The sequence below is a fragment of the Shinella daejeonensis genome, from assembly GCF_024281235.1.
Classification (GTDB): Bacteria; Pseudomonadota; Alphaproteobacteria; order Rhizobiales; family Rhizobiaceae; genus Shinella; species Shinella daejeonensis.
The window spans coordinates 1,218,287-1,230,942 of record NZ_JAHWXY010000001.1; the positions used below are offsets into that span (position 1 = coordinate 1,218,287).

A 12,656-nucleotide genomic window follows, 5' to 3' on the forward strand; every position below is an offset into this window, starting at 1 on the left:
CTTCCATCGATCAGATCGAAGCGAGAAAGCCGCCGTCGACGGGAATGCAGTGGCCGGTGACATAGGCCGAGGCATCGCTGCACAGGAACACCACTGCGCCGCCGATATCGTCCTCGCGCCCGAACCGCCCTTGCGGGATCCTGTCGAGCATGCGGGACTGCCAGCCGGCATCCTCGTAGAAACCCTCCGTCATCGCCGTGCGGAAATATCCGGGCGCAATCGCATTGACGCGGATGCCTGACGGCGCCCATTCAGCGGCAAGCGCCCGCGTCATCCCGAGCAGGCCGGATTTCGAGGATGTGTAGGCGACTGCGGTCGGGATGCCGACGAAGGACGAGAGCGAGCACAGATTGACGATGCTGCCGCCGGCTTTTTGCCGGGCCATGTCGCGCGCAACCGCCTGCGACCAGAAGAACGCCCCCTTCAGATTGGTGTCGACGATAGAGTCCCAAAGCGCCTCATCGACATCCGTCGACGGGGCCACATGCTCGAAGCCCGCATTATTGACGAGGATGTCGATTTTTCCGCATTTTTCCGAAAAAGCGTCGATCGTCGGCGCGATGGAGGCGTGGTCGCGAACGTCCTGAGCGGCGGCAAAGCAGGGCCGGCCCGCACGCTCGACCTTCTCCCGGGTTTCCTCAAGCGCCGACAGCGATCTGGCCGTCACGCAGACCTGCGCGCCCGCCTGGGCGAGCGCCTGCGCGATGGCCTGTCCGAGCCCGCGACTTGCGCCCGTAACAATCGCCGTCTTCCCGTCGAGACTAAAGACAGATGCACTCATCCCGGTCCTCCAACCCTCTGTCCTGCGACCAGTCAAACACCTTTCCACATTCATGTCTATACATATTTACCACATTAATAAGTATAGACATGAATACGCGGACGGTGATTTTGACCTGTGACCCGCGCGAAGGACGGAAGCCCTCCATGACGGATCGACCGCTGCCTATCAGAGACGCGCCGACCCGTATACCGCCTTATGACGCCGCTCACGCGGACGATGCCGGCGTGAACCTTGCGACGATGGCGTGCTTTTCCGCCGGATAGGTGAAACGGGCGAAGGTGACGGCTCCCTGGTCGTCCCAGGTGCGGCGCTGCACCACCAGACAGGGCGCCTGCTCGACGACATCGAGATGATCGGCAAGCTCCCGATCGGCCGCGACCGCATAGATCTTATGTTCGGCCGTGCTCCAGGGCACCTGCATCCGCAGCCACTGGCCGGGAGCCATGGCATGAAAATCCGCCTCCGCCGCCGTGGGGACGACGTCCAGATTGACGAGGCGATATTCGTAGCAGAACGGCGTGTCTCCGGCATGATGGACGCAGGCGATTTCCAGGATGTTCGCCTTCTTGCTGAGACCGAAGGACGCCAGATCCTCCGCCGTCGACGTCCGCACCGACTGCGCCAGCACGACGAAGCGGTAATCCCGCTTGAGGGACCGGACCTCCGCCTCGATATCGTGAATTTCGAGGATCGCGGACTGGACCTGCGGCTGGGCGACGAAGCTGCCGGACTTCTTGCGCCGCTCGATCAGGCCGGCGCTTGCCAGCCGGGTCAGGACCTTGTTCACGGTCATGCGGGACACATTGTAGGATTTCGCCAGTTCCACCTCGAAGGGAAGCCGGAAGCCCGGCGGCCACTCTCCCGATACGATGTTCTTCTCGATATCGCCGAGAATTTTCTGATGGAGTGTCGACCGGGCCGACGTCTTGGATGTCATCTTCTGGTCCATGCGCTTGGCGCGGGAGACCGAATCTCCTCCGCACCGGATGGTCGTATCATGAAATTCGCTGACGCAAAGCGTGCATGCTGGCCGCAAAATGCGTGAAGATCCGCTCACGATCAACATGGCGCCCGTTGCGGACGCGCATTTGCCCGCGCACCCATACGGCATCGACACCCACGCCGCCACCGAAAATCCACTGGTCCAGAATGGCTTCGACGGGAAGATAGGGAACGGCGGACACATCAAGCGCGACGAAATCCGCATCCCGCCCGACGGCGAGATGCCCGCCGCCGCCGACCGACCGCGCGCCGCCCCGCACCGCCTCGTCGAACAGGCGATCCCCGGTCGAGCGGCCGGGATGCGCGATGACATTGCGCGAGCGGGTGGCAAGCCTCTGGGCATATTCCAGCTGGCGCAGTTCCTGCGCGGCCGAGATCAGGACGTTGGAATCGGACCCGATGCCGAAATTGCCGCCGGATTCGAGGAAAAGCGAAGCGGGAAAGATACCGTCCCCGAGATTGGCTTCCGTGATGGGGCAAAGCCCGGCGACCACGCCGCATCGCGCCATTCCGGCCGTTTCGGTCTCGCTCATGTGGGTCGCGTGGATAAATGTCCAGCCGGCGTCGACGGGCGCGTTGTCCAGCAGCCACTGAACCGGCCGCGCGCCCGACCAGGCAAGGCAATCCTCGACCTCAAGGACCTGTTCGGCCACATGGATATGCACCGGCCCGCCCTTCGCCAGCGGCACGATCTCGGCCAGTTCGGAGGGCGTCACGGCCCTGAGGCTATGCGGCGCGACCCCGAGCCGACCGCCGGGCAGGCCCGCCACCAGCGTCTCGCAACGCTCCATCAGCCTTGCAAAATCATCGCGTGAATTGATGAACCGCCGCTGCCCCTCGCCGGGAGCCGCACCGCCGAAAGTGGAATGCGCATAGAAGACCGGAAGCAGCGTCAGCGAAATGCCGGCCGTCTGCGAGGCGGCGGCGATGCGTTCGGCCATTTCGGCGAGATTGTCGTAGGGCGCCCCGTTTCTGTCGTGATGCAGGTAATGGAACTCCCCCACCCGGGTGAAGCCCGCCTCCAGCATCTCCATATAGAGCTGCGCGGCGACGGCCTCGATCTGCGGCGGATCGAAATTGAGCCCGAAGTCATACATGACCTTTCGCCAGCTCCAGAAATTGTCGTGCGCCGGCCCGCGAACCTCGGCGAGCCCGGCCATCGCCCGCTGAAAGGCATGGCTGTGCAGATTATCGAGCCCGGGAACGACGATTTCGTGCCGCTCGTCTCCCGGACCGGGCGCAACGCCGCTGTCGATCGCGCAGATGCGCTCTCCGTCCAGGGTGATGCGGACCCCTTCGGCCCAGCCGGCTTCCAGAAGGGCCGCCCTTGCATAAACGCTCGTCAAATCCGCCTCCCATGCCCCAGCGCCCGCATACCGGGCCGATCGAAGTTTCCTGTTGCCAACCACAGTATATGTATATACATGTTTTACGGGAAGAAAAGAAAAAACGGGGAGGAACGCACCGATGTCTTCGCTTTCGCGGACCATTTTCCGCAACGCCCGGATCGCCACCCTTGCGACGGAAAAATCCGGGCTGGGCGTCGTCGAGGACGGGGCCATCGTGGTGAGCGGCGGAAAGATCGACTATGCCGGACCGCAGGCCGCCCTGACGGCGGTGATCGAAGCGGATGCAGACGTCGTCGACCTCGAAGGCCGCTGGGTGACGCCCGGGCTGATCGACTGCCACACGCACATCGTCCATGGCGGAAACCGCGCACGCGAATTCGAGATGCGCCTCGAAGGTGCGACCTATGAGGAGATCGCGCGGGCGGGCGGCGGCATCGTTTCCTCGGTCACGGCGACGAATGCGCTTTCCGTCGAGGGCCTGATGGAAACCGCCCTGCCCCGTCTCGACACGCTGCTTGCCGAAGGCGTCACGACGCTCGAGGTGAAGTCCGGCTACGGTCTTTCCATCGAAGGCGAACTGAACATGCTGCGGGCGGCGCGGCGGCTCGAAAAGGTCCGGCCGGTCCGCATCGTCACCTCCTATCTGGCGGCCCATTCGACGCCTGTCGAATACAAGGGGCGCAACGCCGATTACCTCGCCGACGTCGTCGTTCCGGGGCTGCGCCGCGCCCATGCGGAAGGGCTGGTCGATGCCGTCGACGGATTTTGCGAGAAGATCGCCTTTTCCACCGGCGAGATCGCCCGGGTCTTCGAGGCCGCGCACGATCTCGGCCTGCCCGTCAAGCTTCACGCCGAGCAGCTGTCGAACCTCGGCGGCGCAAAGCTTGCCGCCGCCCATGGCGCACTCTCGGCCGATCACCTGGAATATCTCGATACGGAGGGCGTTGCCGCCATGGCCGCGGCCGGCACGGTCGCCATCATCCTGCCCGGCGCGTTCTACGCCCTCGGCGAGACACGCAAGCCGCCTGTCGCGTCCCTCCGCGCGGCCGGCGTCCCTATTGCAGTCGCCACGGACTGCAATCCCGGCACCTCGCCGCTCACCTCGCTGCTGCTGGCGATGAACATGGGCGCGACCCTGTTCGGGCTTACCGTCGAGGAATGTATCGCCGGCGCGACACGGGAAGGCGCCCGCGCGCTCGGCCTTCTCGGACAGGCCGGCACGATCGAGGAAGGCAAGTCCGCCGACCTTGCGGTCTGGGATGTCGGCAGCCTCGCGGAACTCGTCTATCGCATCGGCTTCAATCCGCTCCACGCCTGCTACTTCAAAGGACAAAGGATCGCCCCATGACCGTCACCCTTGTTCCCGGCCGCGTTACGCTCTCGCAGCTGATGTCCGTTTATTGGAACGGTGAGGCGGCAATCCTCGACCGGGCGGCGGACGCCGATATCGCGCGGGCCGCTGCCCGGATCGCCGAGATCGCCGGGGGCGATGCCCCGGTCTACGGCATCAACACCGGCTTCGGCAAACTCGCCTCGATCCGCATCGACGGCGCGGACGTGGCCACCCTGCAACGCAACCTGATCCTCTCCCATTGCTGCGGTGTGGGAGAGCCGCTACCGGAAAATATCGTACGTCTGATGATGGCGCTGAAGCTGATCTCCCTTGGCCGGGGCGCCTCCGGGGTGCGGACGGAACTCGTGCGACTGATCGAGGCCATGCTCGAAAGAGGCGTCACGCCGGTCGTTCCCGCGAAGGGCTCCGTCGGCGCGTCGGGCGACCTTGCGCCGCTGGCCCATTTCGCCGCCGTCATGATGGGCGAGGGCGAGGCGTTTCACGCCGGCAAACGGCTTGCCGGGCGCGCGGCGCTGGAACAGGCGGGGCTTTCCCCGATCGTGCTGGCCGCCAAGGAGGGGCTCGCGCTGATCAACGGCACCCAGACCTCGACCGCGCTGGCCCTTGCCGGGCTGTTCCGGGCGCATCGCGCCGCGCAGGCGGCCCTCGTCACGGGCGCGCTTTCCACCGATGCGGCCATGGGCTCTTCCGCCCCTTTCCATGCCGATATCCACGCGTTGCGCGGCCACAGGGGCCAGATCGATGCCGGTGCGGCGCTGCGCAAGCTGCTGGACGGCTCGGAAATCCGCGTCAGCCATATCGAAGGCGACGAGCGGGTGCAGGATCCCTATTGCATCCGCTGCCAGCCGCAGGTCGACGGCGCCTGCCTCGATCTCCTGCGCACCGTCGCCCGCACGCTGGAAATCGAGGCTAATGCGGTCACCGACAATCCGCTGGTGCTGTCCGACGGCTCGGTGGTCTCCGGCGGCAATTTCCACGCCGAGCCGGTCGCCTTCGCCGCCGATCAGATCGCGCTGGCGATCTGCGAGATCGGGGCGATCGCCCAGCGCCGCATCGCGCTTCTGGTCGATCCGGCGCTCTCCTACGGCCTGCCGGCCTTCCTGTCGAAGCGGCCGGGGCTGAACTCTGGCCTGATGATCGCCGAGGTGACCTCCGCCGCGCTGATGTCGGAAAACAAGCAGATGGCCCATCCGGCCTCCGTCGATTCGACGCCGACCTCAGCCAATCAGGAAGATCACGTCTCCATGGCCTGCCATGGCGCGCGCCGGCTGCTGCCGATGACCGAAAACCTCTTCACGATCCTCGGCATCGAGGCGCTCTGCGCGGTGCAGGGGGTGGAGCTGCGCGCACCGCTTGAAACCGGCCCGGAACTGCGCAGCGCCGCCGCCGTCCTGCGCAAGGTGGTGCCGACGCTGGAGGACGACCGCTACATGGCGGGCGACCTTGCCGCCGCCGCAGGCCTCATCGCCGACGGCACGCTCGCCGGTGCGGTGTCCGACGGCATTTTGCCCGCACTGGAGACCTGAGATGCGCGTCTTCGAAGTCCATCGGGGCGCATCGCCCGTCATTCTGGCGTTTCCGCACGGCGGAACCGATATTCCCCCGGACATCTGGGAACGGCTCGACGACAACGGCCGGCAGCGCGCGGATACCGACTGGCATATCCACCGGCTCTATGACGGCCTGCTTGAAGACGCCACCACCGTCCAGGCGACATTCCACCGCTACGTCATCGACGCGAACCGGGATCCGGCCGGCACAAGCCTCTATCCCGGACAGAACACCACCGGCCTCGTCCCCGAGACGGATTTCGACGGCAGGGCGATCTGGAAGGAGGGACAACGTCCCGATGCGGCCGACATCGCGTTCCGGCTGGAGCGGTTCCATGCGCCCTATCATGCCGCGCTTCTGGCCGAAATCGAGCGCGTGAAGGCGATCCACGGCGTGGCCATCCTCTATGACTGCCATTCGATCCGCTCGCATATTCCCTTCCTGTTCGACGGCAGGCTGCCGGATTTCAGCATCGGCACCGACAGCGGCCGGACATGCGATCCGGCCATCGAAGAGGCGACCATGGCCGCCGCCGCAACGGCCGAAGGTTACGACAGCGTGCTGAACGGCCGCTTCAAGGGAGGCTGGACCACACGCCACTACGCCAATCCGCAACACGGCGTGCACGCCATCCAGATGGAGCTTGCGCAATCGACCCATCTTGAAAGCGAGGCCCCGCCGTTTGCCTACGACCCGGCAAGGGCGGACCGGCTCCGTCGTCATCTCGGGGAAATCCTGAGGCGGCTGGAACGCCTCGCCTCGACGCTGAACCGCAACGATCGTGCAAAGGGGGATCGCTCATGACAGCCAATCCACGCCACAACAGTCGCGAAATCCGCGCGCCGCGCGGCGACAGGCTCAATGCGAAAAGCTGGATGACCGAGGCGCCGCTTCGCATGCTCATGAACAACCTCGATCCGGACGTGGCCGAAAACCCGCACGAACTGGTCGTCTATGGCGGCATCGGGCGGGCGGCGCGATCCTGGGCCGACTTCGACGCCATCGTCGCGACGCTGAAGGATCTGGAGGAGGACGAAACGCTTCTCGTGCAGTCCGGCAAGCCGGTCGGCGTGTTCCGCACGCATCGGGACGCGCCGCGCGTCCTGATCGCCAATTCGAACCTGGTGCCGCACTGGGCCACCTGGGAGCATTTCAACGAACTCGACCGCAAGGGGCTCGCCATGTACGGCCAGATGACGGCCGGCTCGTGGATCTATATCGGCTCGCAAGGCATCGTGCAGGGTACCTATGAAACCTTCGTCGAGGCTGGCCGCCAGCATTATGGCGGCGATCTCACGGGCAAATGGGTGCTGACGGCCGGGCTTGGCGGCATGGGCGGCGCCCAGCCGCTGGCCGCCGCCATGGCCGGCGCATGCTGCCTCGCGGTCGAATGCAATCCCCAATCGATCGATTTCCGCCTGCGCACGCGTTATCTCGACGCCCGGGCGGAAACGCTGGACGAGGCGCTGGAACTGATCGGCAGATGGACCGCCGCCGGCGAGGCGAAATCGGTCGGCCTTCTCGGCAACGCCGCCGAAATCCTGCCGGAGATGGTGCGCCGCGGCATTCGCCCCGACATGGTGACCGACCAGACCTCGGCGCACGACCCCATCAACGGCTACCTGCCGAAGGGCTGGACCATGGCGGAATGGAAGGAGAAGCGCGAAAGCGACCCGAAGACGGTCGAGAAGGAAGCCCGCGCCTCGATGCGGAAACATGTCGAGGCGATGATCGCCTTCAAGGACAAGGGCATCCCGACCTTCGACTACGGCAACAATATCCGCCAGGTCGCCAGGGAGGAGGGACTGGAAAACGCCTTTTCCTTCCCCGGTTTCGTGCCCGCCTATATCCGCCCGCTCTTCTGCCGCGGCATCGGCCCCTTCCGCTGGGCCGCGCTCTCCGGCGACCCGGAGGATATCTACAAGACCGACGCCCGGGTGAAGGAACTCCTGCCCGACAACAAGCACCTGCACAACTGGCTGGACATGGCGCGCGAGCGCATCGCCTTCCAGGGGCTTCCCGCGCGCATCTGCTGGGTGGGGCTCGGCGATCGCCACCGCCTCGGCCTCGCCTTCAACGAAATGGTGCGCAAGGGGGAACTGAAAGCGCCGGTGGTCATCGGCCGTGACCATCTCGATTCCGGCTCCGTCGCCTCGCCGAACCGCGAGACGGAGGCGATGCGGGACGGTTCCGACGCGGTATCGGACTGGCCGCTGCTCAACGCCCTGCTCAATACCGCCTCCGGCGCGACCTGGGTTTCGCTCCACCACGGCGGCGGGGTGGGCATGGGCTTCTCCCAGCACGCAGGCGTCGTCATCTGCTGCGACGGCTCCGAGGCGGCGGACACCCGCATCGCCCGCGTCTTGTGGAACGATCCGGCGACCGGCGTCATGCGCCACGCCGACGCCGGCTATGAGACGGCGCTCGATTGCGCCCGAGAAAAGGACCTGCGCCTGCCGGCGATCCTCGGAAACTGAGGCGCCGGCCGGTCGCAGACGGGATGGGACGGGCACCCGGCCCGTCCGTCCATCAATAGGTCGCGCGCCCCCCGGACAGGTCGAAGACCGCCGCCGTCGTGAAGCTGTTTTCCTTCGAGACGAGCCAGGCGACCATGGCCGCCGCCTCTTCCACGTCGAGAAAACGGCCGCGCGGGATGCGGCTGCGCATATAGTCGATGAATTCCGGCGTGAGCTGTTCGAGGATGCGGGTTTCGGCCGTTGCCGGGGTGATGCAATTGACGGCGATGTCGTGGCCTGCCAGTTCCTTGCCGAGCGACTTTGTCAGCCCAATCACCCCGGCCTTGGAGGCCGAATAGGCGGCGGCGTTGGGATTGCCCTCCTTGCCGGCGATCGAGGCGATATTGACGATCCGCCCGTAGCCCCGCGCCTTCATGCCCGGAACCACCGCACGGCAGACGTGGAAAGTCCCGTTGAGGTTGATATCGACGATGGTCTTCCACATGCCGACGTCATAGCTGTCGAGCGGCGCGGCCGGGCCGGCGATACCGGCGGAGTTGATGGCGATCGTCACCGGACCGGCCGAGGCCTCGCTCGACCGATGGGCGGCGGCGACCGCCTCCCAGTCCGTGACGTCGACGGCGACGGCATGCGCCGCCGGACCGAGTTCCGCCGCCGCCCGCTCGGCAAGCGCTCCGTCGCGATCCCAAAGGGTGACGACCGCGCCCGAGGCAAGCAGCCGTCGCGCCATGGCGAAGCCGAGCCCCTGCGCGCTGCCGGTGATGACCGCGTGCTGTCCCTGAAGATCGATAGTGTTCATGAAAGCCTTCCTTTTGCGACTACCGGCCGGGGCCTATTCCTTCACAGCGCCGGTCATCGACGAGACGTAATAGTCGACGAAGAAGGAATAGAGAATGACCACCGGCAGCGAACCGAACAATGCTCCCGCCATCAGCGATCCCCATTCGAAGACGTCGCCGCGCACCAGTTCCGTCAGCACGCCAACGGGAATGGTCTTGTTTTCAGAGGACTGGATGAAGGTGAGCGCGTAGATGAATTCGTTCCACGACAGGGTGAAGGCGAAGATGCCGGCCGAAATCAGTCCGGGCACCGACAACGGCAGGATGATGCGCACCAGGATCTGCCAGCGGTTCGCTCCGTCGACCAGCGCGCTTTCCTCCAGTTCGAAGGGGATCGACCGAAAATAGCCCATCAGCAGCCAGGTGCAGAAGGGAATGAGGAACGTCGGATAGGTAAAGATCAGCGCCAGCCGTGAATCGTAGATACCGAAGCGGAAGACGATCACCGCAAGCGGGATGAACAGGATCGACGGCGGCACGAGATAGGCGAGAAAGATCAGCAGGCCGACCGGCCGCGAACCCGTGAAACGGACCCGTTCGATGGCGTAGGCGCCGAAGACCGAGGCGGCAAGCGACAGCACCGTCGAGCAGACGGCCACCAGCATCGTGTTCCACAGCCAGCCGGGATAGGACGTCTCGAACAGCAGATACCGGATGTGATCCAGCGTCGGCTTGACGACCCAGAAGGGGCTGTAATTGCGGTAGTCGGTCAGCTGCGCATTGGGCTTCACCGAGGTGATCGCCATCCAGTAGAACGGAAACAGCAGCACGAAGACGAAGACCGCCAGCGGCAGGTAGACAAGCGCGACGCGGCGCGGCAGCCGGTGCAGGTAGCTCATGCCTTCCGCGTCGTCGGTCAGGACCTCTGCGGGATTGCGGGATGCATTGGTGGTCATGATCGTTTTTCTCCCGGTGTCAGTCCTGGCCGCCCTGCTGCCATTTGCGCCGTTGCAGGCCGAAGAAGCTGAACATGATGGCGGCGAGCAGGAAGGGAATCATCGCGACGGCGATCGCCGCGCCCTCGCCGAGCTGGCCGCCGGGAATGCCGCGCTGGAAGGACAGCGTCGCCATCAGATGGGTGGCATTGACCGGCCCGCCCCGCGTCAGCACATAGATGAGCTGGAAATCGGTGAAGGTGAAAAGGACCGAAAACGTCATGACCACGGCGATGATCGGCGTCAGCATCGGCAGGGTGACATAGCGGAAGCGCTGCCAGCTCGTCGCCCCGTCGAGCGAGGCCGCCTCCTGGAGGGAGGCCGGGATGGTCTGCAACCCGGCAAGCAGCGAGATCGCCACGAAGGGAATGCCGCGCCAGACGTTGGCGGCGATCACCGAGGCGCGCGCATTGTTCGGATCGCCGAGAAAGTTGATCGGACCGTCGATGAGGCCAAGCTCCATCAGCGTCCAGGAGACGATCGAGAACTGGCTGTCATAGATCCACCAGAAGGCGAGCGCCGACAGCACGGTCGGCACCACCCAGGGCAGAAGCACGATCGCCCGGAACAGCGATTTGAACGGCAGCTTTTCGTTGAGCAGCAGCGCCAGCCAGAGCCCGAGCGCGAATTTCGCTACCGAGGCGACCGACGTGTAGAGCAGCGTGTTGAACACCGACAGCCAGAACACGCTGTCGTCGGCGAGGAAACGATAGTTTTCCAGCCCGATGAAGACGCCGTCGCGGCCGATGCGGGTATCGGTGAAACCGAGCCACACGCCAAGGCCGAGCGGATAGGTCAGGAAGCAGACGAGAAAGACCGCCGCCGGCAACATGAACAGGAAGCCGAGCATATTGTTGTTCTGCATCAGCGCGGCAAAGGCGGATTTCGGCCTCTCTTCGGAAGAAAGCGTGGTCATGGACGGCTCCGGTTGGCCTGTTGCGGCGAAGGCGGCGGCCGGCCCTCCAGCCGGCCGCCGCCGCTTCGTCGTGGTCAGACGCGATAGTAGCGGTTGGCGCGGCGCTCGGCCTCGGCCGCCGCCTCCTCCGGCGTCGACTGCCCGCTGACGGCGGAGGCGAACATGTCGACGAGCACATAGTCCGCCATCACCCCCGCCGAGGCGTAGCCGAGCGGACCGGCGTAACCGTTCGGCCGCAGGGTCTCGGAGGCGCGGGCGTAGGGCGCATGGATCGGATCCGCGGTCCAGACCGGATTTGCGGCGAAGGCCTTCAGCGGCTGGCAGCAATAGGCGCTGGAGCCCTCGATCCAGGCGTTCATCTGCTCGGCCTCCATCATGAACTTGATGTAGGCCTTGGCGGCTTCCGGATACTTCGTGTGGTTGAACAGCAGCAGCGAACTGGTCTGGTGCAGTTCCACGCTCTGGCCGATCGGTCCGACCGGGAAGTTGGTCGTGCGGATGTCGGCGGCCAGTTCGGCGGTCGCCGGGTCGTTCTTGGCCGCGTAGTAGAGCGAGACGCCGTTTGCCGTCAGCGACACCTGACCGGCCATGAAGGCGCGGTTGTTGTTGATGTCGAGCCAGCTCTCCGTGCCCGGAATGAAGGTGTCGTAGAGCGCCTTGGCATAATTGATGGCGGCGATCGTCTCCGGGCTGTTGATGACCACCTGGCCGCCTTCGTCGACCATTTTTCCGCCATGGCTCCACAGCAGCCAGTGGGCGTAGTTGTTGCCGTCGCCGACGGCCTTGCCGTGCGGGAAACCGGCTGGCGTGCCCTTGGCCTTCAGCGCCTTGCACAATTCGAGGAAACCCTCGGTATCCTGCGGGAATTCCTCGAAACCGGCCGCCTTCATGTGGCTGTCGCGATAGCAGATGGCGTTGCCGATCGCCGTCAGCGGCATGGCGATGAACTGGTCGCCGCGCGATGCATATCCCTTCAGGCCATCATACCAGCCGCCATATTTATCACCGAGATAATTGGCGAGCTCGGTCAGGTCCACCAGCTTGTCGGGATATTGATGCGCATCGTCGAACCAGCACATCACCATGTCCGGGCCGGAGCCGACATTGGCCGCGACTGCGGCTTTCGGCCGGATATCCTCCCAGCTTTCCTTGTCGATACGAACCTCGACACCGGTCGCCTCGGTGAATTTTGCGCTATTGGCGAGCCAGGCGTCCTCGTCGCCCTTGACGAAGGGGGTCCAGCGCAGGAGCCTCAGGCTGGCACCGGCCTCCGGCGTATAGCTCGGCTCGGCCGCCTGCGCGAAGCCGGGGCGGATCGCGAAGGGCGCAAGCCCGGCAAGGCCCGCCGCGGCGGCGGATGCTGCGAGAAAGTCACGTCTTCTGAACGTCATTTCCACTCCTCCTTTGGTCGCGGGATCTCGCGCCAAACCTCCTTCCCCCGCGTGGAAG

11 protein-coding genes are annotated in these 12,656 nt (G+C 65.1%); 4 read left to right on the forward strand and 7 right to left on the reverse strand.

Annotated features, from left to right (window positions below):
* Window positions 1-10: 10 nt before the first annotated feature.
* From KYK29_RS05860 to KYK29_RS05870, 3 genes are all read right to left on the reverse strand, one after another.
* Window positions 11-781, reverse strand: coding sequence for an SDR family NAD(P)-dependent oxidoreductase (locus tag KYK29_RS05860; RefSeq protein WP_254689893.1), 771 nt, complete (start codon window positions 779-781; stop codon window positions 11-13).
* A gap of 208 nt (window positions 782-989) precedes the next feature.
* Entirely contained in the window at window positions 990-1,721 is a 732-nt protein-coding gene (gene hutC / locus KYK29_RS05865; RefSeq protein WP_254689894.1) for a histidine utilization transcriptional repressor HutC, read from the reverse strand.
* 58 nt (window positions 1,722-1,779) lie between these two features.
* The gene (locus KYK29_RS05870; protein ID WP_254689895.1) at window positions 1,780-3,132 is read right to left on the reverse strand and encodes a formimidoylglutamate deiminase; all 1,353 of its coding nucleotides are present in this window, start codon (window positions 3,130-3,132) and stop codon (window positions 1,780-1,782) included.
* A gap of 121 nt (window positions 3,133-3,253) precedes the next feature.
* On the opposite strand from KYK29_RS05870, the gene hutI reads away from it, so the two are divergent.
* The 4 genes from hutI to hutU are packed head-to-tail and all read left to right on the forward strand — an operon-like array spanning window position 3,254 to window position 8,517.
* Window positions 3,254-4,483, forward strand: coding sequence for an imidazolonepropionase (gene hutI / locus KYK29_RS05875; RefSeq protein ID WP_254689896.1), 1,230 nt, complete (start codon window positions 3,254-3,256; stop codon window positions 4,481-4,483).
* Window positions 4,480-6,015 carry a histidine ammonia-lyase gene (gene hutH / locus KYK29_RS05880; protein ID WP_254689897.1) on the forward strand — a complete coding sequence of 512 codons (1,536 nt, stop codon included), beginning with the start codon at window positions 4,480-4,482 and terminating at the stop codon, window positions 6,013-6,015. Before hutI ends, hutH begins: the two co-directional genes overlap by 4 nt.
* Window position 6,016: 1 nt before the next feature.
* On the forward strand, window positions 6,017-6,844 hold the full coding sequence (gene hutG, locus KYK29_RS05885) for an N-formylglutamate deformylase (RefSeq protein WP_254689898.1): 828 nt from the start codon (window positions 6,017-6,019) through the stop codon (window positions 6,842-6,844).
* Complete coding sequence (hutU, locus tag KYK29_RS05890; protein ID WP_254689899.1) at window positions 6,841-8,517, forward strand: urocanate hydratase; 1,677 nt, start codon at window positions 6,841-6,843, stop codon at window positions 8,515-8,517. The genes hutG and hutU overlap by 4 nt, the downstream gene beginning before the upstream one ends.
* A gap of 52 nt (window positions 8,518-8,569) precedes the next feature.
* On the opposite strand, the gene KYK29_RS05895 is transcribed toward hutU, so the two are convergent.
* The 4 genes from KYK29_RS05895 to KYK29_RS05910 form a co-directional block, all read right to left on the reverse strand.
* Window positions 8,570-9,316 carry an SDR family NAD(P)-dependent oxidoreductase gene (locus KYK29_RS05895; RefSeq protein ID WP_254689900.1) on the reverse strand — a complete coding sequence of 249 codons (747 nt, stop codon included), beginning with the start codon at window positions 9,314-9,316 and terminating at the stop codon, window positions 8,570-8,572.
* Between the two features lie 33 nt (window positions 9,317-9,349).
* Entirely contained in the window at window positions 9,350-10,252 is a 903-nt protein-coding gene (locus tag KYK29_RS05900; protein WP_254689901.1) for a carbohydrate ABC transporter permease, read from the reverse strand.
* A gap of 19 nt (window positions 10,253-10,271) precedes the next feature.
* Window positions 10,272-11,207 (reverse strand): carbohydrate ABC transporter permease, encoded by a 936-nt coding sequence (locus KYK29_RS05905; protein ID WP_254689902.1) that lies wholly within the window; start codon window positions 11,205-11,207, stop codon window positions 10,272-10,274.
* A gap of 74 nt (window positions 11,208-11,281) precedes the next feature.
* The gene (locus KYK29_RS05910) at window positions 11,282-12,598 is read right to left on the reverse strand and encodes an ABC transporter substrate-binding protein (RefSeq protein WP_254689903.1); all 1,317 of its coding nucleotides are present in this window, start codon (window positions 12,596-12,598) and stop codon (window positions 11,282-11,284) included.
* Between the last annotated feature and the right edge of the window lie 58 nt (window positions 12,599-12,656).

What these genes read in the sequence shown, in the direction of transcription:
- hutH (WP_254689897.1), top strand. Translation starts at nt 4,480, where the DNA reads ATGACCGTCACCCTTGTTCCCGGCCGCGTTACGCTCTCGCAGCTGATG.
- hutG (WP_254689898.1), top strand. Translation starts at nt 6,017, where the DNA reads ATGCGCGTCTTCGAAGTCCATCGGGGCGCATCGCCCGTCATTCTGGCG.
- KYK29_RS05910 (WP_254689903.1), bottom strand. Translation starts at nt 12,598, where the DNA reads ATGACGTTCAGAAGACGTGACTTTCTCGCAGCATCCGCCGCCGCGGCG.
- hutC (WP_254689894.1), bottom strand. Translation starts at nt 1,721, where the DNA reads ATGACATCCAAGACGTCGGCCCGGTCGACACTCCATCAGAAAATTCTC.
- KYK29_RS05860 (WP_254689893.1), bottom strand. Translation starts at nt 781, where the DNA reads ATGAGTGCATCTGTCTTTAGTCTCGACGGGAAGACGGCGATTGTTACG.
- hutI (WP_254689896.1), top strand. Translation starts at nt 3,254, where the DNA reads ATGTCTTCGCTTTCGCGGACCATTTTCCGCAACGCCCGGATCGCCACC.
- KYK29_RS05905 (WP_254689902.1), bottom strand. Translation starts at nt 11,207, where the DNA reads ATGACCACGCTTTCTTCCGAAGAGAGGCCGAAATCCGCCTTTGCCGCG.
- hutU (WP_254689899.1), top strand. Translation starts at nt 6,841, where the DNA reads ATGACAGCCAATCCACGCCACAACAGTCGCGAAATCCGCGCGCCGCGC.
- KYK29_RS05895 (WP_254689900.1), bottom strand. Translation starts at nt 9,316, where the DNA reads ATGAACACTATCGATCTTCAGGGACAGCACGCGGTCATCACCGGCAGC.
- KYK29_RS05900 (WP_254689901.1), bottom strand. Translation starts at nt 10,252, where the DNA reads ATGACCACCAATGCATCCCGCAATCCCGCAGAGGTCCTGACCGACGAC.